The sequence below is a fragment of the Pseudomonas sp. M2 genome (assembly GCF_015751845.1).
In the GTDB taxonomy this organism is placed as follows: domain Bacteria; phylum Pseudomonadota; class Gammaproteobacteria; order Pseudomonadales; family Pseudomonadaceae; genus Aquipseudomonas; species Aquipseudomonas putida_E.
This window is the reverse complement of sequence record NZ_JADOUD010000001.1, coordinates 4,002,424-4,026,438: the sequence shown is the minus strand read 5'-3', so window position 1 is coordinate 4,026,438 and position 24,015 is coordinate 4,002,424. Positions and strand designations below refer to the sequence as shown.

Here is a 24,015-nt window from a genome sequence, read left to right as displayed (position 1 = left end):
CGTCAGGCGATCAGCCCGGCCCAGTCCAGCGCCGCCTTGCCGGGGGCAAGCACCTGGCTTTGGACTGTACCTTGCCACTGCGCCGACCATTTGGCACGCAATGCCGCCAGCGCCGCCTCGTCCTCGGCGACCACGCCGGGGTGAATCACCTGCACCTGTGGCGTCCAGACTGTCAGCAGGCCGGCCGCGGCTGCTTTCAGGCACAGGTCGACATCACCATGGGCATGGGCGAACGTGGTTTCGTCGAGCCCCTCCAGAGCACGGAAGACTTCGCTACGGACCATCAGGCAGCTCGCCGAGACCGCTGGGCAGTTCTGCTCGACCGCCAGCCGATTCAGGTAACCCATGGCATTTGCGGCCTCACCGGCAAAAGCTGGCGCAACTGCGCCTTCGGCGTCCAGCAGCAAGCCCGCCTGGGCAAGCTTGCCGTCAGTATCGAGCAGCTTGGCACCGACCACGCCTACTTCCGGACGCTGCGCCTGGTTGAGCAACGCTTCGATCCAGTTGGCATTGACCACTTCGGCGTCCGCCGCCAGCAATATCAGGTATTGCCCCTTGGCCTCGGCACTGGCAGCGTTGCATAGCGCTGCCGCGCTCAGGCGCTCGGCACTTTGCAGCACGCGCACCTTGCCAACTTGCTGCTGCGCCAGCCATTCGAGCAACTGCGGTGACTGACTGGCGTTGTCGGCGATCAGTACCTCGTAGCGCGCATAGCGAGTGCGCTGCAGGATGCTCTTCAGGCAGCGCTGCAGTTCGTCCAGATTGTCCTCGCTGCGCAGCACGATGCTCACCAGCGGCCGCTCGACATGCCTGTAGTCGATACGCAAGGTGCCAGGCAGCGGCGTACTGACCTGGGCCTTGTAGCCACGGCCGGCCAAGTGTCGCATCAAGGCCTGGCGGGCATGCTCGCTGTCCTTGGCCTGCGGTGCCGGGGTGATCAGCATCGGCTCGTCGAGATGGGCCAGCCCGTTGAGGCCGCCCTGCTCGATCAGGCGCAGCAGCAGGTCGAACTCCAACGCCTCGGCAAAGTCCTTATCGAAGCCACCCGCCTCCACCAGCACCTCCCGACGCAGCAGCCAATGGCGTGCCATCAGCGCGGGATTGGCCTGCAGCAGGTCCAGGTTTACTCCCGGGCGCAGCAGCTCTCGCCAGGCACCATCGGCCTGTTGCTGGATCTCGTCTACCGCGACCGCTCGGCAATCGGGAGCGTTCAGCAGCTCGAGGCTGGCGCGCAAAAGACCGGTGGCGGTGAAACGGTCACCCGCATCAGCCAGCAACAGCCATTCGCAGGCCGTCTGCCGGGCGATCTGGTTGATCCGCTCGACGTAGTCTTCTCGGCTGACCTTGATGAAATGCAGGGTGTTCTGCAGCGAGGTGGCCACAGGCGGCTCGCCTGTGGTGAAGACCATGATCCGGAACGCCTTGCTCAGGCCGCCCAGCAGGCTGTCGAACGTGTCCTGGAGCTTGGCCATGTTGTTGTCCAGGTCCAACAGCAGGATGCCGAACTGCGGACCACCCTGATGCAGCGCCAGGTGCTCGTTGACCGCCGCTAGCGCGGCGGTGTCCGGCTTGCGCGCCTCCAGCCAGTCGAGCAGGCGACCCGAATGCATGCTCCCAAGCAGTTCGCGACCGCTTTGCTTCAATACGCCTTCAAGCCGTGCCAGCCAAGCGAACAGCGCCTCGCTCTCCTCGGCCTCATCACTGTCACGCAGGTGTCCGGCCAGGTGCCGCACCACCTCACGGTTGAACGCGTTGCACTGCAGTGCCTCCCACAAGCGGGTACGTACGGTGCCCGAAGTGTCGCTGGGCTGTGCCAGCAGCAGCTGTTCCTGGCGCAATAGCAGCGGCTCCAGTTGCTGCAACTGCAGGCGCCCGGCCGGCATGGCATGGATCAGAAACTCCAGTGCCGTAAGCTGATCGAAGAATGCCTGGTTGTAGAACGGCATTTCCACGTACTGGGACGGCTGGAAGGTACGCACCGGCGGGTTCAGCGGGTCGGTCCAGCTTGACTCCCAGATCAGCTCCAGGGTCATCGCCCGGCCTTTGAACAGCCCCTCGGCAGTGACTGCAAAGCTGTCCAGGGCCAGCTGGCGCCGCGCCTCGTGGTCCAGCCCCTCGATGGCGGTCGGCAGGCCGGCAAGGAAGTCGGCAAACTGTTCGCGCTCGGCCACCGACTTGGCGTCGGTGAAGGCCAGCACATGAATGACCTCGGTCTGATGCTCGGAGACACCGTAGTTGGTTTCACGTACCGCGTAGGGGATTGGCAGAATCCGCGCTTTGGCGTTGGTCAGCAGGAAGTACGCGTGGCCGATTTCCTGCCACTCGAAGCTCGTGCCCTCGGGCAGCAGCTCAAACCACTGGCGCAGCAATGCAGTGCGGGTGACAGCGAAGAAGGGCGGGATGAACTCACCCATGTAGTCCAGCAGGCGCTGTTCAGCGCGCGGAGCGTTGTAGTCCTCACGGACCTTCTTGTTACGCCGGTAGTACTTCACCTGGGTGGCTTCGGCCAGGTAGTTCAGACAGTAGCCATGGCACAGGCCGTAATCGGGGTTGGCCTCAAGGAAGTCCAGCGACTGGTTCAGCCCGTCGTACAGCAGGAAATCGTCATCAGCGGCGAAGGCCATGAACGGCGTGTTCACCCGGCCCACGCCATAGGCCAGCTTGGCCTGGAAGCCCTGGTAGGAAAACTGTGGCAGGTGCAGGTACTCGACGCCGGGGTACTGCGCGGCCATCACCTCGGCCGATTCGCCCGAGGAATCCAGCACGAGGATCGAGCACCGATAGCCGCTGTAATACTGCAGCGTGCGCTGCAGGAACGCCGGCCGGTTGTGCGTCATCAATACCAGCGTGAACCGCTCGCGCAGTGTGGCTGCCTGGTCTGCCGAGAAATTGCCTTGCATAGTCTTACCCACCATTGGCGTTGCCGCCGAAGAAATCGAACTCTGTTGAATGTCTCAGCGAACCCGGCGCAGGTAGCCGTCCGGTGCCACGGTGACCAGCAGCTTGTTCTGCAGCTGATAGTCGATTTCGAAGCTGTCGTTACCCTTGAGGTATTCCCAAACTGCGGTCTTGGGGTTGTCGCCAGGCCCCCACGGGCGATCGGGGAAGAAGTCTGCCGGCATGTCCTCGACCACGGTGTCCATCACCACGCAGTAACTGCCCACGGCCACCAGCGGCGCATACAGCTCCAGCTCCTTGAGCACGTGCTCATGCGTGTGGTTGGAGTCGAGCACCAGGATGACCTTCTTGCCTTCGGCGAGCGCCCTGACCTGCCCGGCGATCTCGGCATCGATGCTCGAGCCTTCGATCATGCGCACGCGCTTGCTCATCGGGTGCGCCTCGATGGCCTGGCGGTTGTGCGGGCGGATGTCGATGTCGATGCCAAGCACTTCGCCATGGCCCTGCAGCTCCAGCAGGGAGGCGTAGTAGAGGATCGAACCGCCGTGAGCGATGCCGCACTCGATGATCAGGTCAGGCTTGACCTGCCAGACGATCTCCTGCATCGCCATCATGTCCTGGGGCAACTGGATGATCGGCCGGCCCATCCACGAAAAATGGTAGCTGTACTTGTGCTCGGCGGACTTGTTGAAGAAGTCGCGAGACAGTTGCTGCAGCTCCTTGTCTTCGCCCTGGGAGGCGATCTGCGCGTTGCACTCGGCTTCGAAGGCTTTGATCGGCGTGTCGGTCATGGTTCTTTACTCGGTTGGCTGGTCGGTGAAATCGGCATTGTCGACGGCGTGATAGACAAAACGGCCATCGGTCATGCGGCGGATTTCCTCGAGGTAATTGGAATTCATCACGAACAGGTGGGCGCCATCCGGCAGGCTTTGCATCGCCTCTTGCGGCGATGACACCCGCGCGCCACTTAACGGCAGGTAGCGACCCTGCTTGGCAGGATTGATGTCGATAACCTGGTCCACCGGAGCCCCGGCACGCTGCAGGAACAGCGAATAGATCACGCCCTTGGACGATGCCCCCCAGATCGCCGAACCACGTCCGGCATCGCGGCGCACCAGACGTGCGGCATGCTGCAGGCTGGCACTGAAATCTGCCGGCAACGACAGCGGCGGCACGGGCTCGAGCGTGGTGCGCAGGCTGGCAAGGTCGGCAACGATGTACAGGTACTGGCCATCGAACAGGTGACCGGCCTCGGCGACCGTACCGAACAAGCGGCGCAGGTCGGCCAGGCGGAAGTAATTGACATGCTCGTAGAACAGGTCAAACCAGGCCTTGTGCTCGATGATCCAGTCCAGGCAGGGCACTTCGATGTATATCTGCCCTGCCCCGCCGTTGGCATCGGCGATGGCGGCAAGGAACGTGACCGGGTCCTGAATGTGCTCGAGCACATGGCGCAACACGATGGCTTCGGCCTGGCGGTTCAACTCACGGGTGAAGGGCGCTTTGACCACGTCCGGGTTGTCGCCCTCGTAGGCCGGGTCGATGCCGGTGACGGCATAACCGCGCTCGCGCAGCAGTTCGAGGAACCAGCCTTTGCCACAGCCCACTTCGATCAGACGCTGGCCCTTGAAGTGGCGGGCGATGACACCTTCGACATCGTCCAGGTGGCGCTGGAAGCGCGCCGAATGCGCCTGCTCGTTCTGATAGTCGCTGTCGTAGCTGAGCTTGTCGGCATCGAAAGCGTCGTTGTAGACCAACCCGGTGCGGCTGTCCTGCACCAGACGCATCTCGGCGCAGGCAGAGGTACGGGCCGACTGGGCATCGGCGAATGTGCGGTTCTGCAGCACCGGCAGGCCGGTAGCGCGATACAACTCATGTTTCATGGCGTGCTCCCAGCAGAGCCTGCAACTTGCGGGCATCGCCCCAGAACGCCATGGGTTCGTGGGCAGGATAAGGGTAATGGCCAAGATTCAGCGCAAGGGTGGCGTTGCGCTCGGCGATGCGGGCTTCCACCAGCTTGCGTACCGATATCGGCTGGCCGCTGCAGCAATTGACCACGCCGCTGAAATCGCGCTGCCCGAGCAGGTCGGCCAGGTATGTACTGGCGCTTTCGATGGCAAGGTAGTCGCGCAGTTGCTCGCCACCTGACATGTCGAAATGCGGCTGCCCCTGGTCGATTGCGCGGTCCAAGGCTGCCAGCAGGCTGCCTGGGTTTTGCCCCTCGCCAAACAGGTAGAACAAGCGCACCCACTGCAGGTTGAACGGTTGCTGGCGGGCCAGGCTTTCGAGGAACAGGCGCAAGCTGTGCTTGGCCAGCCCATAAGGGTTGGCCGGCTGGCAGTCCAGCGCCTCGTCCAGCGCGCCATTGCGCAGGCCATATTCGAAACAGGTGCCGGCCACCTGCACCTGGCCGACACCGGCTGCGACGGCACGCTTGATGAAGGCATAGTCAGCCATCAAGTTGCGCTCCAGGTGGAACAGCCCTTGATAATTCGGCAGGCCTGGCCAGGCCAGGTGCACCAGCGCATCGATGCCGTCGCACAACTGATTGACGTCCAGCTGCGGGTCATGCAGATCGGCGCCGACGAAATCGACCTGGCCGAACCACGGCATGGCTTGAGCCGGCTCCAGACGACGTGCCAGCGCACGCACCCGGTACCCGCGCGCCAGCAAGGCGGCGACCAGATGCCGGCCAACAAAGCCTGTGGCACCGGTGACAAGCACCTTCATCGCGGTCACAGGACGGTCAGCTCAGGCACGGCGATCACAAAGCGCCCGCCCCATTTGCGGATGTGCGCCTGCTGCTCGCTGACTTCCTTGAGCAGATTCCACGGCAGTACCAGCACATAGTCCGGCCGCTCGATGGCCAGGCGCTCGGGGGCGACCACGGGAATTCGGCTGCCCGGCAGGAACTTGCCCTGCTTGTGCGGGTTGGCGTCGGCCACCCAGGCCAGCAGGTCGGGCTTCACGCCTGCGTAGTTGAACAGGGTGTTGCCCTTTGCTGCGGCGCCATAGCCAACCACTCGCTTGCCTTCGGCCTTGGCCTGCAACAGGAAGCGCAGCAGCTGGTGCTTGATCCGCTGCGCCGCCGGTGCAAGGGTGCTGTAGAACGCCGCCGTGCTGACACCGACCCGCGCCTCGATGCCAAGCAGGTCGTCGACACTGGCCTGGCGTGGGCGCGGGCCATCGGCGCGCTGCACGAAAACCCGCAACGATCCGCCATGGGTCGGCAATTCGCTGACATCGAAGATCACCAGGCCGTTGCGAGCACAGAGCGTGTTGACCGCCGTAAGCGACAGGTAGGAGTAGTGCTCATGGTAAAGGGTATCGAACTGCTGCTCGGCCATCAGGCGCAGCAGGTGCGGAAACTCGAAAGTGGCCACACCATCGGCTTTGAGCAGGGTCGCGAAACCGCGCAGAAAATCGTTGATGTCCGGCACGTGGGCGAGCACGTTGTTGGCGGCCATCAGGTCAGCCGACCAACCTTCACTCGCCAGGTCACGGGCGGCCTGTTCGCCGAAGAACACCTCACGAATCTGCAGCCCTTTCTCCCGGGCCGCCTGCGCAGTGCTTCGGGTGGGTTCGACACCTAGACACGGAATGCCGCGCTCGGCCACATACTGCAACAGATAACCGTCATTGGCGGCGATTTCCACCACCCGGCTCTCGCCGTTCAGGCCGAAACGCTCGACCATCTGCCCGACATAGTCGCGGGCATGGGCCAGCCACGAACTGGAATAGGAGCTGAAATACGCATAGTCGGCATCGAACAGCGTCTCGGCGCGGGTGTAATCCTCGGTCTGCACCAGCCAGCACTGCTCACACACCGCCACTTTAAGCGGCACCCAGGCCTCGGCCGCGGCCAGTTGGTCAGCGCGCAGGTAGGCGTTGGACGGCGGCGCAGTGCCAAGGTCGATCAGGGGCAGGCTCAGGCAGGTACCACAGCCACGGCAGTTCATGGACGCACTCCGGTAAACGACAGGTCCAGCCAGGGATGAGCGGCATCCCGGGCCGACAGATTCTTGACAGCGAGCGGCCAACAGATGGCCAATTTCGGATCGAGTACCGACAGCCCGCCTTCGCGGCCCGGCGCATAGTCGGCACTGTGCAGGTAAAGCAGCTCGGCATCCTCGCTCAGCACCTGGAAACCATGGGCAAAGCCGGCCGGTATCAACAGGCTGCGGCCATCGCCGGCCCGCAAGTGCTCGGCGTGCCAGTGCAGGAAGGTTGGCGAGCCTTCGCGAAGGTCCACTGCCACGTCCCACACCTCACCGCGCAGGCAGGTGATCAGCTTGGCCTCCGGGGTGTCGCCGGTCTGGTAGTGCAGGCCACGTACGCTACCTGAGCCCTGAGTGTGCGAGTGGTTGATCTGGCGCACATGGAACGGCGCACCCAGGGCGCCCAGGCTGGATTCGCAGAACAGCCGCGCGAACTGCCCGCGGGCATCGCCATGGCGCTTGTGCTGGACACTGAACAGGCCACCCAGTGGCAAGGCTTGCAGCAGCAGATCAGTCACGGCAACTCCGTGTACAGGTTCAGCTGGTGCAGCGTGACGGCGCGCATGTTGTCGCCACGCTGCCACGCCAGGTGCCAGTCGAGCGTGTGCTGCAGGCATTCGTGCAACGACCAGCGTGTACGCCAGCCCAGCACCTGGCGGGCGCGAGAGCTGTCCAGGCGTAGCAACCCGGCTTCATGCAACTCGCTTGGCTCGACCCGCACCCCTGGTGCCTGCGGCCATTGCCGGGCCAGGCGGTCGACCACCTCACCGACGCTGCACATGTCGCCTTCGCTCGGGCCGAAGTTCCACGCACCGGCGCAGGCCGGCCCCTGGGTATACAGGCGCTCGGCCAACTGCAGGTAGCCGGCCAGCGGTTCCAGGGCGTGCTGCCAGGGGCGCACGGCCTGCGGGTAGCGCAGGGTGACCGGCGACCCGGCCGACCAAGCCTTGAGCACATCGGGTACAAGCCGCTCTGCGGCAAAGTCTCCACCGCCCAGCACGTTGCCGGCGCGCGCGGTGGCCAGGGCCACGCCATGTTCTGCGTGCTCGGCGGCCGGGAAGAATGACGCGGCATAGGACTGCGCCAGCAGCTCGCAGCAGGCCTTGCTGCTGCTGTACGGGTCATGCCCGCCCAGGGCCTCGTTCTCGCGGTACGGCCAGGGCCATTCCTGGTTGGCATAGACCTTGTCGGTGGTGACCAGGACGCACGCACGCACCCCGCCAACCTGGCGCACCGCTTCAAGCAGGTTAAGGGTGCCCATCACGTTGCTGGAATAGGTACCTAGCGGGTCACGGTAGGCCTCGCGCACCAGTGGCTGAGCCGCCAGGTGCAGGACGATTTCCGGCTGGGCCTGGGCCACAGCTTCAAGCAGCGCGCCGAGGTCGCGCAGGTCGCCGCGCACGTCGGCAATGTCGCTGCCGACCTGGGCAAGTTCGAACAGGCTTGGTTCGGTGCCAGGGTCCAGCGCGAAGCCTGTGACCTGAGCGCCGAGCTCATGCAACCAGAGCGCCAGCCAACTGCCTTTGAAACCCGTGTGACCGGTGAGCAGAACACGCTTGCCCTGCCAGAACGCTGGACTCAGGCCCACTGCTTCCATGGAGCCTCCCCGCTTTGCCAGAGTTGTTCCAGATGGTTCTTGTCACGCAGCGTATCCATTGGATGCCAGAAGCCATCATGCTCAAAGGCGTTCAGTTGCGACTCAGCGGCCAGGCAGGCAAGCGGCTCCGACTCCCAGGAAGTCTGATCGTTGGCGATGTAGTCGAGCACCTTGGGCGAAAGCACGAAGAAGCCACCGTTGATCCAGCCACCGTCACCACGGGGCTTTTCGACGAAACCGGTGACGCTGTCGCCGTCGCGTGCCAGCGCGCCGTAGCGGCCAGGAGGCTGTACCGCAGTAACGGTGGCGAGTTTGCCGTGGGCCAGGTGGAAATCCACCAGGGCGCCGATGTTCAGGTCCGAAACACCGTCCCCGTAGGTGAAACAGAAGGCATCTTCGCCCTCAAGGTAGCGAGCGGCGCGGCGCAGGCGGCCACCGGTCATGGTTTCTTCACCGGTGTCGACCAGGGTCACGCGCCATGGCTCGCTGTAGTTCTGGTGCACGTCCATGCGGTTTTCGCGCATGTCGAAGGTGACGTCCGAGGTGTGCAGGAAGTAGTTGGCGAAGAAATCCTTGATCGCGTAGCCCTTGTAGCCCAGGCAGATCACGAAGTCGTGGATGCCGTGAGCCGAGTACTGCTTCATGATGTGCCAGAGAATTGGCTTCCCACCGATTTCGATCATGGGTTTGGGCTTGAGGTGAGACTCTTCGCTGATACGCGTGCCCAGTCCACCCGCCAGAATTACCGCCTTCATGTCGTCCCCTCGTGTTCGTCACCGGCCATAAGTCGTGTGGCTGCACGATTTATGGCGATATGACGGGGGGCTTGCAGGAAACGCGCCAGAAGGCGCTTTACTGGTGTCGTCCATACACCCCGCAGTCAGCCCGGCATCCAGCCGCTGTACCAATGCTGAACGTGCTCTTCGCGCAGCACATAGTCACGCAGCACTTCCTGCTTCAGACGGTCGCCCTGGCGGAAACTTTCGTCAGGGTCCGCCAGGTGCATGCGGATCGCCTCCAGCCACTCGGCGGTGCTGTTGGTCTTGATCCGCGTGCACGGCAAGTAGCCTTCATAGGCACGGGTATCGGTGACGATCACCGGGTACCCGCACGCGCCGTATTCCAGCAAGCGCAAGTTGCTCTTGCAGTCATTGAAGATGTGATACTCCAGTGGCGCCAAGGCCAGGTCCAGGTTCAGGCTGGCGAGCTTGGCCGGGTACAGCTCCAGCGGCACCGGCGGATGGAACTCGCTGATGTAGGGCCGCAATGCCGGCGGACACATACCGAAGAACACCCATTGGACTTCGTTCGCCAAGGTCTTGACCACCTCGGCAATCACTTCCAGGTCGCCGGTATGGCTGGTGCCACCGCCCCAACCCACCCGCGGCTTGCGCGCGCTGCGGCGCTGGCTACGCAAACCGGTCCAGAGCTGCTCGGCCAGCATGTTCGGCATTACCCGGATATCGCTATGGGTGTCATGCAGGGCATCCGCCAGCGCCTGGGTCGACACCACCAGCCGATCACAGCGTTCGATACCTCGGCGCAGGGATTTTTCCAGATCTTTTGGCGTGTGCTTGAGGTGCCCGTTCTTCTTCGGCACATCAATCACGTAGTCGTCCAGCTCGTAGATGCAAAAGCCCTTGGAGAAGGTCTTGAGGCGCTCGATCTCCTTGACGAACCCTTCGGTATAACGCCCCTGCAGAATTGCCACATCCGGCGAGCTGCGTTCCAGCTCGACGTTGCTCGGTATCTCGAAGTACTGCTGCTGGGTCACCCAGCCAGCCTTCTCCAGCTCGACCAGCGGCTGGATCACCCGGTAATGCCCGACCGCAGTCTTGTTCATTGGCAACGCCAGCACATGGGGCAGTGGACGGCTGACGAAAGGCGTCCAGGCGGCCTTGAGGCCCGGATCCAGGCAGAAGCTGGAGCCGTTCAGGGACAGGTTGATATTGTAAGCGGGGTCACGCGCTACCACCGGCATCCAGGCCTTGAAGAAGGCATCATGCTGCTGCGCCAGCCGGGCCTGGCGCTCGGCTTCAGCCTGCGCATCGATCGCCGCCGGCGCTGGCGGGTCCAGTACCAGCCGGGCATCCGGCGCCCACACCACAAGGTACCCGGCTTCGCCCAGGCGCAGGCCCAGGTCGATATCGCTGAAGGCCAGGCTGAAGACGCTTTCATTGAGCCCGCCCAACGACAGGAACAGCTCTTTGCGCACCAACAGGCAATCAGCCCCGACAGCAGAATAATTCTGCGCCACTTGCAAGCGCTGCATGTAACCGCCCGCCTCCATCGGCTCGCCCACGAACGGCGACCCCACGGCGCCACGCAGGCCCAGCACGCCGCCCGCATGCACGATCAGACCGTGGGCGTTGCAGAGCTTGGCACCCACCGCTCCGACTTCAGGGCGCTGGCCATGGCTGAGCAGTGCGTCGAGCCAGTCTGGCTCGGTGACCACAGCGAACGGGCTCAGCATCAGCAGGTATTCACCCCGGGCGTGTTGCGCGGCAAGGTTCTGCACAGCGGCGAAGCTGGCCTGCTCGCCCAGCATCAGGACCCGCAACTTGTCTTCGCCCAGCTGTTGAAGGGCGCTGAGCCAGGCGTGAGTCTCGGCACCTTGACTGGCATTGTCGACAATCAGCACTTCGTAGTGACCGTAGGCGGTCTTCTCAAGCACGCTTTCCAGGCAGCGCTCGAGGGCAGGCAACTGGTCCTGGGCACTGATCACCAGGCTTACCAGTGGCTGGGTGGCGTGCAGGTAGCGGACCTGGTTGATTGCCCCGCCACTGTTCTGCAGCCGGTAGGTCACGCCCAAGCGCTTGAGGTGGGCATCCAGCAGTTTCGGATTTTCCTCAACCACTGCCTGCGAAGACAGCCAGGCAGCGTAGCTGAACGCGCTTTCGGCCAGCACTTCCGGAATGTGCTCGATGGCATGGGGGCCGCGGCTTTCCACAAGACGCCAGAGCAGATCGTGCGGCGCCAGCTCGCGATATCCGGGCGTGAAACCGCCCAGTACCCGCAAGGCGTCAAGCGAGAACGCCAGCATGCGACCGGTATAGGGGTAGCCGCGCATCAAATCGAGGTTGAAGTCGGGCTTGAACACCGGCTCTACGGACGCCTCATCCCGCACGCCCCCCTCATCGCCATAGCAGCAGGCGATCTGCGGGCGCGATACGACCCGCTCGGCCAGGAGCATCAGGCTGAAGGCATTGAGCCGGTCGCCAGCACGCAGCAGGTAGATCCAGTCCACCTCGCCCAACTGGTCAAACGCCGTGTTCAGTTGTTCAGCCCAGTCGGCCTGCAATGGCTGGTGGACCCTGCGAACATCTGGGCCGCCTGGCAGCGGCGCGCTGGACAATACCAGCGTCATCTCTGCGCCATAGGCCTGGCGCTCAATGCTGTCCAGGGTAACCTGCAGAGCTTGTGCATCACCCTCGCTGTCGATAACCACGGGCACGATTCGCGGACGAGTTGGCCAGTGCTCGCTAAGGCGCATCAGACGCGCGAGCACCAGCGGATCCTGTCGGCAGGCCAGCCATTTGCTGTACAGCTCGGCAAAACTGTCGCTGTCGCTGCCGACATGAGATTCCTGGATCGCCTGCAAGCAGCGCAGGGTATGGATCAGGAACAGGTTCTCCCAGATACGCTGGGTATCGCCCTCGTCGCCCTGGAGGATTTGCACCCGCACCCAACCGGAGAACGGCTCACGTACTGCAGTGCGCGCGGCGAACATGTCGCGCAGGTGTTGTGATTCACTGGTAGCGGCAGCCTTCACATCGCTCTGGCGACGCAATTGGTCGGGATGAACCCGCTCGACACAGTGCACCCCGGCGGTCACGCCCAGATGGCCGCGACGCAGCAGGCACACGAACAACACGAAATCGAGCATTGCCACAAAGCCCGGCGCCAGCGCAGGCAGCAATTCACGCAGATCGCGGGTACGCACCAGCACGCTGCTCAGCCCGCCGATGAAGTTGAGCTGGCGGGTCTCGAAGAAATCCAGCAGGTCGTCACCGTTGAACAGTGTGTCGCCAAACGTGACCGGGCTGGTTTCCAGACGCTGCGGCAAAATGTGATCTTCAGCATCGACCTGGTGGCGCCTGGCCGCGACCAGGCTGACATCGTCATGGGCCTGGAACAGTCGCACCTGGCTGGACACGCAATCGGCCATCAGGCGGTCATCGTCACAGAGGAACTTGATGTAGTCGCCCTGGCTCTGCTCCAGCCCGTGTTGCAAATTCCCGGCAAAACCCAGCGGTTGCGGGTTACGCAAGTAAATCAGTGGATGACGTGCAAGACTGCGCAGCTCATCGACCACCGCCTCGATCTGCGTACCTGGGCTGTCGTCGCAGACGATGACTTCGAGGTTTGCGTAATCCTGAGCCAGGGCGCTGACCAGAGCAGTACGGAAGTAACGGGGGTTGCAGGCGGGAATGACGAGGCTGACTAGAGGGGCTGGGTTCACGAGGAAATCTCTCGACCGATGACTGCCCGCAGGGAATTCAGAACAGTCGATACTACGGGGAAATCAATGCGCCTTCACCGCGTACCCGAGGGATAAGCGGTGAAGGCGACGGGCGCACTTAACCGATGGCGTTGAACAGGCTCAGCTGGCTGACGCGTGCGAAAGCCGCCTGCGAAGCCTGAAGCAAGGTCTGCTGCTGGGTAAGGCGGACCAGCACGGTGGCAGGGTCCGAGTCACGGATCGACGACTGCGTGGTGCTGTTGGCAATGCTCAGACTCTCGTTGGTGTTTTGCTGGATTTCCAGCGCCTTGCCACGGGCACCGATATCGGTGACTGCCGTGTTGAGCGCGTCCTGACCGCTCTGGATATTGGCGATGGCCGAATCCAGGTCTGCACGCAGTTGCTGGTAGGCCGCGTTGTCGCCGTCGATCGGCTTGCTCAACGCCGTACGCAACTGGGCGACGGTGTCCAGAACGTTCTGGGTCTGGTGGTTGTCGACGTTCACCACGTACTGGTCACCGGACTGCTGCGCGGGCGTGCTGGTGAAGGTGAAGTCCACACCGGCAGCCGAGGCGACGTTGCCAGTCATGGCACCACTGGCCACCGGGCGGCTGTCAGCGGTCAGCGGCTGGGCATAGAGTTCGAAGTCCGTGGCGCTGGTGAACTTGATGACCGCACCGCCATTGGGAAACATCGCTTTGTACTGGGCCGGATCAGTGATGCTGATCGACGATACCTGAGCACTCGACGGGTTGCCCGGGCTACGGGTCGCAGTGATGGTATCGGGCTTGCTTTGCAGGGTGAAGGTATGACCTGCCACCGCTGCATCCGGAACGTCGCCGTCCTGAAGGTTGATGTTCAGCCGCATGTCCACACCACGGAAGCTGATCATCGATCCGCCTACGGTATCGGGATCAAATTTACCGCCCTGGGTGGCCTCGGCGGTCACATCGTTGCCCAAGCTGTCGGTGATGCTGAACTCGGTACTGCTGAGCATGGTGACTGTGTACGGCTGACCACTGCGGAAGCGATCGTTGTACGTGACGCTGCCGGACACTTGCCCATTGGACAGCTTCACGCGGCCATCATCCACCGCGGGGGCGCTCAGGCTGGTTTCGGTGCGGCTGGTGTTGAGGGCTTGCTCGAATACGCTATAGCCAGAGCTGTTGCCGGCCATCTTGAGCATGTCACCAACCTGCAGCTCCAGCTGGGTCTGGTCACCTTGATAAGAATAGGTACCATCGGCATTGCGCACGAACGGCGCGGTGTCGGTACTGGAACCGGCAAACAGGTACTGGCCGTTCTCATCACGGCTGTTCATGAGGCTCAACAGCTGGTCTTCCAACTGCCCCAGCTCGGCTGCCTTGGCCTTGCGTTCGGTGTCGGTGTAGCCGGCATTACCCGACTCGATCGCCAGCTCGTTGACCCGCGTCAGGATCGTGTTGATCGAATTGAGCGTGGTCTCGGTCTGGTTCAGCGAGTTGGTGATGTTTGTCGCGTTGGTCTTGTACTGGGCCAGCATGTCTGCCTGATTACCCAGCTGCAGCAGACGTGCAGCCCCCACCGGATCATCGGCAGCGGTATTGACCCTGACGAAGGAACTGGCCTCTTCGTTGGTCTTGATCAGGTTGGAATAGTTGCGCTGGTAGTTCGCCGCGCTGGTCTGGTAGAACTGGGCCGTGGAAATACGCATGGATCAATACTCCTTAAAGCGCAGCGATCAGGGTGTTGAAGATGTCCTGCGCCGTCTTGATGATCTGCGACGAGGCCGTGTAGTACTGCTGGTACTTGATCAGGTTGCTGGCTTCTTCATCCAGCTGCACGCCGGACAACGAATCACGGGCACCGGCAGCCTGGGTAAGGATGACGCCGGTTGCCTGGGTATCCATCTGGCCCTGCTTGGCCTGGGCACCCACACTTTCCACCAGTTTGCCGTAGGCATCGGTAATGCTGATGCCCTTGGTCGAACCGATGTCCATCGTCTGTTTGGTCTGCAGCTCCTGCAGGGACAGTGCATTGCGGTTGTCCGAGGAGCCTGCGCCGGTCAACGATACGGTAAAGCTGTCGCCATTCTTGGGCGAGCCGGCTACATCCATCTCGAAGCTGAATGACTTCTGGACGCCGCTGGCGTCATTGATCGGGTTGCCCGAGGCATCGATCATTGGCACATCGAGCTTCAGGGTATTGCTTTGCCCCGGAATGAAGGTGCCGGTGCCAATGCTGTTGCCCTTGGCATCGAAGGCTTCGTAGGTTTGCGGTGAGGTGGTTTCGTCACCGAACACCAGGCGCACCGGGGTGGAATACTTTATGCCGGTTTGCAGCTCCAGACGCTGGGCAGGGTCGGCGATGTCCAGCACCGAGGTCAGAACCGGCTGGGTGATCACACCGGTACCGGAATTGCCGCTGCCGGATGTGGCGGTCAGCGGTGCGGCCAAGGCCAGCCGCTTGGCGTCAGTGAGCACCACATCGATTTCTGCCGAGGCATTGCGGGTCGGGGTGATCTTGAAGCTGTCCCCCACTGCAGCAGTACCGCTCTTGAGGTCGATGCTGAAACCGTCGATCACCGGTGCCGGGTCGTCGTTGGTGCTGTAGGTGCCCATGTCCGTGCCGTCAGGCAGCTTCTTGACCTGGAACTTGTCCGCGGTCGGGCCGACGAACGTCACCTGATAGTCACTGGTGCTCAGCTTGCCGGTATCGCGGATGACAACGTTCAGGGCGGCGTCGCCAGCATTGCCAATCTTGGCAGTGCTGCGCGCAGACATGGCTTTGTCGCTATTGATGTCGCCAAACAGAGCAGCGCCGAATTCACCGTTCTTGTCGATACCTTGGCCGAGCTGCGAGTTGATCTGCTGCGACACCACCAGCGCGATACGACCCAGCTCGTTCATGGCCGGCGCCAGGGTTTCACTGCGGTAGCGCAACAGCCCACCCATTTCACCACCGGTGATGCTGTTGGTGATGTCCATGGTGGTGCTGCCACGATCGAGCTTGATCGCAAACTGCGTAGGGTCGGTGGCGCTGGGTTCAGCGCTCATCTTGTTGGTGGTCTTGCCCAGTACCAGCGACTGGCCGTTCTTCAGGTAGACGTCGATATTGCCGTCACGCTCGACGGTTTGCACGCCCACCAACTCATTGAGCTGGCGCACGGCCTCGTTGCGCTGATCGAGCAGGTCGTTGGGCTGACCATTGACTGCCGAAACCTTGGAAATCTGCTCGTTGTACTGCGCGATACTGGAGGTCAGCTCGTTGATCCGGGCGGTCATCGAGCTCAAGTTGCCATTGATGTTGGTGTTCTGCTCCTTGAACTGGGCAGACAGGCTGTTGAAACGATTGGCCAACGCATCGGCATTGCTTAACAACAGCTGGCGGGAAGCATCTTCGGTCGGTTTGTTGGCGGCGCTCTGCAAGGCAGAAAAGAAGTTGGTCAGCGCGCCAGTGATACCGGTGTTGCTGTCAGACAACAAGTTGTTGAGCGGCGTGACCTGATTCAGGTAGGCGGTGCTGTCACTGTTGAGCGAGGTGGCGGTCTGCAACTGTGCATCCAGGAAGGCGTTGTACACCCGGCGCACATCCGCCAGCGTCGTACCGGTGCCCATGAACAACTGGCCTTCCTGAAGCGAACCCTTGGCACGCTGGATGTTCTGCTGACGGGAGTACCCGGCGACATCGGCGTTGGCGATGTTGTTGCCTGTGGTATGCAGACCCGACTGGGAGGCCGACAACCCCGACATGCCAATGTTGATCAAACTCGCCATGTTTCCATACCCTTAAAGTGGTGTTGTGGTACCGAGCGATGCATAGCTCTCGTACGACTTCATCTGTCTTGCGATCTGCGAGATCTTGCTGGCGTAATTCGGGTCGGTGGCGTACCCGGCCTTTTGCAACTCTTGCACGAACTGTTCTGGCTTATCGGCCGCCTTCACCGCTTCTTGATAGCGGGAATTGTTCTGCAGCAGGCTCACCAGGTCGTGGAAGCTGTCCTGATAGGAATCGTACGAGCGGAACGCTGCCGTCTCCTTGACGAACTGGCCGTCACGGAACTCGCTGGTGATCGCCCGCGCCGAATCGCCTTCCCAATTGCCCGTGGCCTTGATGCCGAACAGGTTGTGGCTGCTGCTGCCATCGCTGTTGCGCATGACCGACTTGCCCCAACCGGTTTCCAGGGCGGCCTGGGCCACCAGGTAACGCGGGTCGACACCGATACGCTTGGCGGCCTGTTCGGCCATCGGCAGCATGGTGGCGACGAACGCGTCGCTGTCGGCGAACGCTTTGTTCGGCGCCAAGGGTGGCTGCGCCACGGCACGGCCGGTGATGCGCAGGCCGCGTTCGGGCACGGCAAAGCTCTGGGCCACCTGCTGCCCATCGCGGGCCGGCACGGCGGCGGTATTGGTGGCCGCCGCCGGATTGTCCGCCGAGGGCACGATACCGGCCAGCAAGCGGTCGGTCAGCTTGCCCGGCAACGCCAGGCGCCGTGAATTGAGCGCGGCAACGTCGTTGCGGCTGGCAGCCGACTGCGCGGCATGTACCGGCTCGGCTACCTTGTTGCCCCACAGCGCCGGCGCACTGCCCTCGATACGCGGGAACGGGCTGGTGTTGACCGGCGCGCTCTTGTTCTTCGACAGCTGGCGCACCAGCACGTCCTGCAGGCCGATACCGCCGCCCTCGCGGGACATGCTCACGGCCAGCTGCTGGTCGTACATGTCGCGGTACTGCTTGACCGTCGCGCTGTTCATCGGGTTGTCATCGGCCAGTACATCACTGGCCTTGCGCGAGGCCTTGAGCATTTCGCTGATGAACAGCGACTCGAACTCCTGGGCCACCTTGCGCACGTTGGCGTCGCTGTCGCGATCACCGTGCTTGAGCGAGCTCAGGCGATTGAGGTCGGTGTAGGCGCCGCTGTCGGCCGCGCTGGAAACCAGGCTTTTCGAGTTCATGCGTGGCGTCCTCAGATCACGATCAGGTCGGCCTGCAAGGCGCCGGCCTGTTTCAGGGCTTCGAGGATGGCCATCAGGTCGCTGGGCGCTGCGCCCACCTGGTTCACCGCACGGACGATTTCATCCAGCGTGGTGCCCGGGCCGAACTTGAACATCGGCTTGGCTTCCTGTTGCGCGTTGACCCGCGAGCGCGGCACCACGGCCGTCTCACCATTGGAGAACGGCCCCGGCTGGCTGACGATCGGGTCTTCGGTGATGGTCACGGTCAGGCTGCCGTGGGTCACCGCGGCCGGCGAGACCTTGACGTTCTGGCCGATCACGATGGTGCCGGTACGCGAATTGATGATGACCTTGGCAACAGCCTGGCCCGGGTCGATCTCCAGGTTTTCAAGGATCGACAGGTAGTCCACACGCTGAGTCGGGTCCATCGGCGCGCTGACGCGCACCGAGCCGCCATCCACGGCCTGGGCCACGCCTGGGCCCAGCAGTTCGTTGACCTTGTCGACGATACGCTTGGCGGTGGTGAAGTCGGGCCGGTTGAGGTTCAACGTCAGACTATTGCCCTGGTTGAAACCACTCGGTACTGCACGCTCCACCGAAGCGCCACCCGGGATACGGCCAGCTGACGGAACGTTGACGGTGATCTTCGAGCCATCGCGGCCTTCGGCATCGAAGCCGCCGACCACCAGGTTGCCCTGGGCGATCGCATAGACGTTGCCGTCGATACCCTTGAGCGGCGTCATCAGCAGGCTGCCGCCGCGCAGGCTCTTGGAGTTGCCGATCGAGGACACGGTAATGTCCACCACCTGGCCCGGCTTGGCGAATGGCGGCAGGTCGGCATGCACCGACACCGCAGCGACGTTTTTCAGCTGCACGTTGCCGGAGCCGGCGGGCACTTTGATGCCGAACTGCGACAGCATGTTGTTGAACGTCTGCAGGGTGAATGGCGTCTGGGTGGTCTGGTCACCCGTGCCGTTGAGCCCCACCACCAGGCCGTAACCGATCAACTGGTTGGAACGCACGCCCGAGATACTGGCGATGTCCTTCAGGCGCTCGGCATGGGCGCCGAACGCACAGGACAGAAGCAAGGTTGCGGCAATCAGTTGCCTGACGTTGAACATGTTCATCCGTACTCAGAAGGGCCAAAGCGGGCTGAGGAAGAAACGGTCCAGCCAACCAGGCTGGCTGGCGTCGGCGAAGGAACCGGTACCCGAATAGGTGATGCGCGCATCGGCCACACGGGTGGACGGCACTGTGTTATCGGTGGCGATGTCGTCGGCGCGGATCAGGCCGGCGATGCGCACCAGCTCTTCGCCGGTGTTCAGGGTCATCCACTTCTCACCACGCACGGCGATGATGCCGTTGGGCAGCACTTCAGCGACGGTGACAGTGACCGAACCCGTCAGCGTATTGCCTTGGGTAGCCTTGCTGTCGCCCTTGGTGGCGCGTTCACCGCTGTAGCCCGCTTCCAGCGACAGATCGCCGCTGCCGAACGGGTTGTTGGTGCTCGGCGTGGCACCGAACAGCGAGGTCAGGCCGATGTTGGCGCTGCTGTCCTTCTGGATCTGCGAACCGGCATTCTTGCTGGCCGAGGTGCGTTCGTTGAGCGTGATGGTGATGATGTCACCGACGCGGAACGCCTTACGGTCGCTGTACAGGTTCTGCTCGAAACCGGCCTGGTAGATCGAACCGTTGTTGGCCGCTGCCGGCAACGGGGTGCGCGGCAAAACCGGCGCGTAGTACGGGTCGTTGGGCTTGGCCGTCGGTGCGACGCAACCAGCCAGCAACACCGCCCCCCCCAGGGCGAACACGGACAACAGACGATTCATGACGCTTACCTCACGGTGTAACAGGGACTTGGGCTTACAGCTGCTGGGTGACGAACGACAGCATCTGGTCGGCGGTGGAGATGACCTTGGAGTTCATCTCGTAGGCGCGCTGAGTGGTGATCATGTTCACCAGCTCTTCCACGGTGCTGACGTTGGAGTTTTCCAGGGTCTGCTGCAGGGTGGTGCCGAAGCCGTTCAGGCCTGGGGTACCGACCTGTGGGGCACCACTGGCAGCGGTTTCCAGGAACAGGTTGTCGCCGATCGCCTGCAGGCCGGCCGGGTTGATGAAGTCGGCGGTCTGGATGTTGCCGATCACCTGCGCTGCCGGGTTGCCAGCAGTGGTGATCGACACGGTGCCGTCCTGGCCGACGGTGAAGGTCTGGGCGTCGTTCGGCACGACCACCGCAGGCTCCAGCGCAAAGCCATTGGCGGTGACGATCTGGCCGTCGGAGTTCAGGTGGAAGGTACCGTCACGGGTGTACGAAACCGTACCGTCCGGCTGCAGCACCTGGAAGAAACCACGGCCGTTGACCGCCATGTCCAGCGGGTTTTCGGTGGTCTGCAGGCTGCCGGTCTGGAAGTTTTTCTGAGTGCCGACGATGCGCACACCGGTACCGACCTGCAGGCCCGACGGCAGTTCGCTGTCCTGGGTGGACTGCGCGCCTGGCTGGCGTTTGATCTGGTACAGCAGGTCCTGGAACTCGGCGCGGTCACGCTTGAAGCCGGTGGTCGACACGTTGGCCAGGTTGTTGGAAATGACCGTCAGGTTGGTGTCCTGGGCGGACAGGCCGGTTTTAGCGACCCAAAGAGCCGGAAGCATCAGTATTCTCCTCGTGCGCCTGTTTTACGGCACCCGTTCAAGTGTGGTTAGCCGAGTTGCAAAACACGCGCCATGGCTTCGTCGCCTTCCTTGGCCGCGTTCATCATTTTCACGTGCAGTTCGAATTGGCGAGAAAGCGCCAGCACCGACGTCATCTCTTCGACGGCATTGACGTTGCTGCCCTCCAGGAAGCCCGATACGACCTTGACGTTGACGTCGGCAGCAGCCGGCTGGCCGCTGGCGGTGTGGATCAGCCCGTCCAGGCCCTTGGTCAGGCCTTTGGTGTCCGGGTTGACCAGCTTGATCCGGTCGACTTCAGCCATCACCCGCGGGTCTTCACCCATGGAGCGGATGCTGATGGTGCCGTCAGCGCCGACTTCGACCTTCTGCTCTGGCGGAATGGCGATCGGGCCGCCGTTGCCGATCACCGGCATGCCATTGCCGGCGCGCAGCACGCCGAGGGCATCGATGTTCAGGCTACCGGTACGCACGTAGGCTTCGCTGCCATCGGGGGCCTGCACGGCAATGAAGCCCTGCCCCGCCACCGCCACATCCAGGTCACGCCCGGTCTCGACCATGGGCCCTTCACTGAAGTCGGTGGCAGGACGCTCGGTCATGGCATACGCCCGCGACGGAAAGCTGTCACCAAACACCGGCATCGAGCGCGCCTGCTCCAGGTCACGCTGGAAACCATTGGTGGAAATGTTCGCCAGGTTGTTGGCATGGGCCTTCTGCGCCAGCGCGTTCTGGCTGGCGCCGGTCATGGCCACGTAAAGCATCTTGTCCACAGTCATCCTCCGCTGCACTGGCGATTGCTTGCCGCTCGCCGTTGCTGTGCAGGCACTCAAGCAAGTTCCGAACCAACTTTTTGAAATCGTGGAATAGCCCGTAAATACAGGCTTTGAGGGGAGCTGCCGACCATGAGAACGCCGGTTATCCGGCGCCGGGTTGCCGGTAGCGGCAAAGCAGGTGCTTGCACCGGCCTCATCGCCGGCAAGCCGGCTCCCACAGGGTTTAGCAGCGCTGCGGATATTGTGGGGGCAAATGTCTTACCCAATTTCTAGAAGTTAACGCAATTCCTGTGGGAGCCGGCTTGCCGGCGATGAGGCCGGTGCAGGCAATCACCGATCGCGGCAACCGCCATTGTTGTAGGGCCCGGCAAAGCGCTTCCAACCATCCCCCGGCGACCACTGCGAGCACACCAAGCGCCCATCCACCTGGCTTTCCCAGCGCCACCAGGGCGCAGTACCGGCCTGCGCCTGATACAGGCAGAAGGCAGCGAGCAACGCGACAAGCAACCTTTTCATGAAACACTCCTGCAAAAACGACAAACCCCTTCACGACAAAGGGGTTCGCCTTCACACCATTAACCCGCGACCATCAAGTCATCTGAATGATGGTCTGCATGATGGTGCTTTCGGTGGAGATGGTCTTGGCGTTCGCCTGGTAATTGCTCTGCGCCTTGATCAGCTCGACCAGCTCCTGGGTCAGGTTGACGTTCGAAGCCTCCAGCGCATTGGACTCGACGCTACCCAGCGTACCGGTCTTGGGCTCATCGATGCCGGGAATGCCGGAAGAGAAGGTTTCGGTCCAGCGGGTGCCACCGATCTGCTGCAGCCCCTGCTCGTTGGCGAAACTGGCCAGTGCCACCTGGCCAATGGCGCGCGACTGCTGGTTGCTGAAGCTGGCGAACAGCACACCAGTGGAGTCGATGCTCAGGCTCGAGAGGATACCGGTGGCGTAGCCATCCTGGGACTGCGACATGCGCGCGGTCTCGGTGTTGTAGGACGTGGTGCTGTTCATCGACAGTTTCATGCCGTCGGCGTTGCCGGCAGCGCCATTGGACGCCCAGTTGCCCGCCGCATCTTCCACCGCCGGCACCCAACCAGTCATGGTGAAGGTGTTGTTGGTCACGGTGAACGATGCACCCGCCGGGTGCCCTGTGTTATCGGCAGTCATGCTGCTGACAGAACCATCGCTGCTGAAACTGATGGTGCCGGTCAGCGGCGTGGTGGAAGCAGGATCGAACGGGTTACGACCGTCGACCAACGTGTACATGGTCCATTCGTTCGTACCGGTTTTGCGGTAGAACTGCTCCATGGTGTGCTCGTTACCCTGGCTGTCGTACACCTTGGTCGGGAACGACTTGGAATAGGTCGTCTCGTCGGTAGGATCGAACGGCAGGTTCGGCACCATGGCGCCCGTACCATCATCGATTTCCAACGGAATGTCGGTGGCCGACGAATTCAGGTTGATGCCTTGGTCGATCAGCGAGGTGGCCTTGGGCTGCAGCGCCGACGTATCGATCTGCAGGTCGGTCAGCACGCCCTTCTGGATCTTGCCGGTCGCATCGGCAGCGTAGCCTTGCAGGCGCAGGCCGTCCGAGGTGACCACGAAGTTGTTCTTGTCGGCCTGGAAAGCACCGGCACGGGTGTAGACACGCGAGCCGTTGTCGGAGAGGACGAAAAAGCCCTGCCCCTGGATACCCATGTCCAGCACGTTACCCGTGTTATTGACGTCGCCCTGGGAGAACTGCTGCGAGATCGCCGCCAGACGCACGCCGTTGCCGACCTGGTTCTTGCCCACACCCAGGCGATTGGCGCCAGCATAGACGTCGGCGAACTCGGCACGCGAGGATTTGAAGCCGGTGGTATTGACGTTGGCGATGTTGTTGCCGGTAACGTCCAGCTGCTTGTTGGCTGCGTACAGACCGCTAAGGCCGATATTGAAAGACATGAATTCGCTCCTGTGCCGCGCTAGCGGGCCTTAGATACCGATGGTTTGTACGTCAGAGAGGGAGACCTTGCCGACGCCCGCAAGGTTGAGCACCATTTCGCCGGTGGCATTGAAGCTGACACTGGTCACCTTCGCTGGCAGCAGCGTGCTCATCTGCACCGACTGGCCATCCACGGTGGTGCTGGCGGTGAAGGTGTAGGTACCCGGGTCGACCTTCTCGCCACTGTTGTTGGTGCCGTCCCAGATGAAATCGGCATAACCGGCTGCCTGCTCGCCCAACTCGATGGTCTTGACGGTGTTGCCGTCCTTGTCCTTGATGGTGATCTTCGCTTCACTGATTGCCTGCGGCACGACGAACTGCGCATTGAAGCTCTGGGTGGTATCGACCACCGCCTTGTCGTTCTGCACCACCACCGAACGGCCGACCAGTGACGAGGCCTGAAGGGCCTGGGACGAAGCCATGGCATTGGTGATGCTGCTGACCGATTCGTTCAGGGAGGTGATGCCTTCCAGGCTGCTAAACTGCGCCAACTGGGCCACGAACTCGCCGTTCTCCTGCGGGTCCAGCGGGTTCTGGTGCTGCATCTGGGTAACCAGCAACTGCAGGAACGCGTCCTTGCCAAGCGCGTCGGTACCGGTCTTGGACGCGGTATCGGTGGCTTTCTTGGCGGTGCCACCGACGCCCGACGCAGTCAGGACATCATTGAGGTTCACACCGCTGGTGCTATCGACTGCCATGGT

Annotated in this window: 19 protein-coding genes; all 19 read right to left on the bottom strand. The window is 62.5% G+C overall.

Annotated features, from left to right (window positions below; translation table 11 throughout):
- Positions 1 to 2: 2 nt before the first annotated feature.
- On the bottom strand, positions 3 to 2,900 hold the full coding sequence (locus IWW33_RS18765) for a TIGR00180 family glycosyltransferase (protein WP_174142100.1): 2,898 nt from the start codon (positions 2,898 to 2,900) through the stop codon (positions 3 to 5).
- Positions 2,901 to 2,954: 54 nt separating this feature from the next.
- Positions 2,955 to 3,689, bottom strand: coding sequence for a cephalosporin hydroxylase family protein (locus IWW33_RS18760; protein WP_119687552.1), 735 nt, complete (start codon positions 3,687 to 3,689; stop codon positions 2,955 to 2,957).
- A gap of 6 nt (positions 3,690 to 3,695) precedes the next feature.
- Positions 3,696 to 4,781 carry a class I SAM-dependent methyltransferase gene (locus tag IWW33_RS18755; RefSeq protein ID WP_119687553.1) on the bottom strand — a complete coding sequence of 362 codons (1,086 nt, stop codon included), beginning with the start codon at positions 4,779 to 4,781 and terminating at the stop codon, positions 3,696 to 3,698.
- Complete coding sequence (locus IWW33_RS18750; RefSeq protein ID WP_119687554.1) at positions 4,771 to 5,628, bottom strand: NAD(P)-dependent oxidoreductase; 858 nt, start codon at positions 5,626 to 5,628, stop codon at positions 4,771 to 4,773. Before IWW33_RS18750 ends, IWW33_RS18755 begins: the two co-directional genes overlap by 11 nt.
- Positions 5,629 to 5,633: 5 nt before the next feature.
- A complete protein-coding gene (locus tag IWW33_RS18745) occupies positions 5,634 to 6,857 on the bottom strand; it encodes a class I SAM-dependent methyltransferase (RefSeq protein WP_119687555.1) in 1,224 nt (407 codons plus the stop codon).
- Positions 6,854 to 7,414, bottom strand: a complete 561-nt coding sequence (rfbC, locus tag IWW33_RS18740; protein WP_119687556.1) for a dTDP-4-dehydrorhamnose 3,5-epimerase — start codon at positions 7,412 to 7,414, stop codon at positions 6,854 to 6,856. The genes IWW33_RS18745 and rfbC overlap by 4 nt, the downstream gene beginning before the upstream one ends.
- A complete protein-coding gene (gene rfbG / locus IWW33_RS18735) occupies positions 7,411 to 8,493 on the bottom strand; it encodes a CDP-glucose 4,6-dehydratase (RefSeq protein ID WP_174142101.1) in 1,083 nt (360 codons plus the stop codon). The genes rfbC and rfbG overlap by 4 nt, the downstream gene beginning before the upstream one ends.
- Positions 8,475 to 9,248 carry a glucose-1-phosphate cytidylyltransferase gene (rfbF, locus tag IWW33_RS18730; RefSeq protein WP_119687558.1) on the bottom strand — a complete coding sequence of 258 codons (774 nt, stop codon included), beginning with the start codon at positions 9,246 to 9,248 and terminating at the stop codon, positions 8,475 to 8,477. Before rfbF ends, rfbG begins: the two co-directional genes overlap by 19 nt.
- A 125-nt stretch (positions 9,249 to 9,373) precedes the next feature.
- A complete protein-coding gene (locus IWW33_RS18725; protein ID WP_174142102.1) occupies positions 9,374 to 12,955 on the bottom strand; it encodes a glycosyltransferase in 3,582 nt (1,193 codons plus the stop codon).
- Between the two features lie 118 nt (positions 12,956 to 13,073).
- Positions 13,074 to 14,648 (bottom strand): flagellar hook-associated protein 3, encoded by a 1,575-nt coding sequence (locus IWW33_RS18720; protein WP_119687560.1) that lies wholly within the window; start codon positions 14,646 to 14,648, stop codon positions 13,074 to 13,076.
- Positions 14,649 to 14,661: 13 nt separating this feature from the next.
- Positions 14,662 to 16,710 carry a flagellar hook-associated protein FlgK gene (gene flgK, locus IWW33_RS18715; protein WP_125924749.1) on the bottom strand — a complete coding sequence of 683 codons (2,049 nt, stop codon included), beginning with the start codon at positions 16,708 to 16,710 and terminating at the stop codon, positions 14,662 to 14,664.
- Between the two features lie 12 nt (positions 16,711 to 16,722).
- Positions 16,723 to 17,889 carry a flagellar assembly peptidoglycan hydrolase FlgJ gene (gene flgJ / locus IWW33_RS18710; RefSeq protein WP_125924750.1) on the bottom strand — a complete coding sequence of 389 codons (1,167 nt, stop codon included), beginning with the start codon at positions 17,887 to 17,889 and terminating at the stop codon, positions 16,723 to 16,725.
- Between the two features lie 11 nt (positions 17,890 to 17,900).
- The gene (locus IWW33_RS18705; protein ID WP_046785428.1) at positions 17,901 to 19,010 is read right to left on the bottom strand and encodes a flagellar basal body P-ring protein FlgI; all 1,110 of its coding nucleotides are present in this window, start codon (positions 19,008 to 19,010) and stop codon (positions 17,901 to 17,903) included.
- 12 nt (positions 19,011 to 19,022) lie between these two features.
- Complete coding sequence (gene flgH, locus IWW33_RS18700) at positions 19,023 to 19,718, bottom strand: flagellar basal body L-ring protein FlgH (RefSeq protein ID WP_161871692.1); 696 nt, start codon at positions 19,716 to 19,718, stop codon at positions 19,023 to 19,025.
- Positions 19,719 to 19,752: 34 nt separating this feature from the next.
- A complete protein-coding gene (gene flgG, locus IWW33_RS18695; RefSeq protein ID WP_012315556.1) occupies positions 19,753 to 20,538 on the bottom strand; it encodes a flagellar basal-body rod protein FlgG in 786 nt (261 codons plus the stop codon).
- Between the two features lie 47 nt (positions 20,539 to 20,585).
- Entirely contained in the window at positions 20,586 to 21,326 is a 741-nt protein-coding gene (flgF, locus tag IWW33_RS18690; protein ID WP_119687563.1) for a flagellar basal-body rod protein FlgF, read from the bottom strand.
- 333 nt (positions 21,327 to 21,659) lie between these two features.
- Positions 21,660 to 21,845, bottom strand: coding sequence for a hypothetical protein (locus IWW33_RS18685; protein WP_012315558.1), 186 nt, complete (start codon positions 21,843 to 21,845; stop codon positions 21,660 to 21,662).
- Between the two features lie 73 nt (positions 21,846 to 21,918).
- Positions 21,919 to 23,274, bottom strand: coding sequence for a flagellar hook protein FlgE (gene flgE, locus IWW33_RS18680; RefSeq protein WP_115274172.1), 1,356 nt, complete (start codon positions 23,272 to 23,274; stop codon positions 21,919 to 21,921).
- Positions 23,275 to 23,304: 30 nt separating this feature from the next.
- Entirely contained in the window at positions 23,305 to 24,012 is a 708-nt protein-coding gene (gene flgD, locus IWW33_RS18675; RefSeq protein ID WP_174142103.1) for a flagellar hook assembly protein FlgD, read from the bottom strand.
- Positions 24,013 to 24,015: the final 3 nt, after the last annotated feature.